2 protein-coding genes are annotated in these 1,122 nt (G+C 51.0%); both read right to left on the bottom strand.

Annotation, left to right across the window (positions count from 1 at the left end):
• Positions 1 to 3: 3 nt before the first annotated feature.
• Positions 4 to 210 carry a YgaP family membrane protein gene (locus tag HAP95_RS14925; protein ID WP_215884928.1) on the bottom strand — a complete coding sequence of 69 codons (207 nt, stop codon included), beginning with the start codon at positions 208 to 210 and terminating at the stop codon, positions 4 to 6.
• A 70-nt stretch (positions 211 to 280) separates the two neighbouring features.
• Positions 281 to 850 (bottom strand): Crp/Fnr family transcriptional regulator, encoded by a 570-nt coding sequence (locus tag HAP95_RS14920; protein WP_368356599.1) that lies wholly within the window; start codon positions 848 to 850, stop codon positions 281 to 283.
• Positions 851 to 1,122: the final 272 nt, after the last annotated feature.

Here is a 1,122-nt window from a genome sequence, read left to right as displayed (position 1 = left end):
CTCTCAGGATTTGCGGAGCGGGCAGGTCCTGATGCCGAAGAGCGAGTAGGCTGGACACCAACCGACCAAACCGGTGATCAAGGGTACGAGCCCCAACCATCCCCAGAGGGTTTTCGGTCCGACAAAAACCAGTGCAATGACAATAATTCCGACGATGATCCGAATCAATCGGTCGGCCATTCCTTCGTTAAACAGGGTAGAGACAGACATTTTGGACTCCTTGTTAAGTCAGCAGAGATTATTATCGTAGGTAACTCGCAGGGAGCTGTCTGTGACTTTCTCACCGAGACGAAACAAACTCCGAGTTTGCTAATTGTTGCAATCCCTGCATCTGGATAATTTCAATTTGACCTGACCCTCGCCGGATCCATCCCCGCAATTCAAATTCTTTGAGGGCACGGCTGATAACTTCCCGGGCCGACCCCAGCTCGGTGGCCAATGTCTGATGGGTAATCTGGATAAACTGGGAATGCTTTCCCAGGTCCAGAAGTTTTCTGGCGAGGCGAATATCCAGACGGGTGAAGACGACTTCTTCGACCAGGGTGAGCAAGTCGGTCAAGCGATTTCCGTAGGCATTGAATACGAATTCCCGAAAAAGGCTGGATTGGCCAATGAGTTGATCAAAAACCGATTTGGGCAGACTGATCGCCTTCACGGCTGTTTCGGTAATACCCATGGCGGGATAGGGGCGATGACTGAACAGGCAAGCAGTAGTGAGAATGCAGGATTCTCCGGGGCCAATGCGGTACAAGACGATTTCGCGCCCGCCTGCAGAAATCTGTTGCACCCGGATCTGGCCTTCCAGCACCAACAAATATTGGTTGCAGGGAGTACCCGCGTGAAAAATGATTTGATCCGACCCCCAATGCAGTGGATAAGCCTTGTTGAATAACGCCTTTTCATTGTCTGGCGCTGCAGTGAGTGAAGTAAAATGGCTGATCCAGTCGTTCAGGATAATGCCCGTCCGTGTGAAAGGGAGTCATGATGCTACTACAGTAGAAATCCTCTTTGAAACGTTTCGGGTGGCGCCTTTATAGGCTCCTGAAAAAATCCTTTGCTGGCAGGAGTTAGTGCTTATGTAAATGATGCATGTCCGGCACGTGAGGGTGGCTGTGGGTGAGG

Origin of the sequence: Acidithiobacillus sulfurivorans (assembly GCF_018853815.1) — a bacterium.
In the GTDB taxonomy this organism is placed as follows: Bacteria; Pseudomonadota; Gammaproteobacteria; order Acidithiobacillales; family Acidithiobacillaceae; genus Acidithiobacillus; species Acidithiobacillus sulfurivorans.
The sequence above is the reverse complement of the archived record's forward strand: the minus strand, read 5'-3'. Positions and strand labels throughout refer to the sequence as shown.

What these genes read in the sequence shown, in the direction of transcription:
- HAP95_RS14925 (WP_215884928.1), bottom strand. Translation starts at nt 210, where the DNA reads ATGTCTGTCTCTACCCTGTTTAACGAAGGAATGGCCGACCGATTGATT.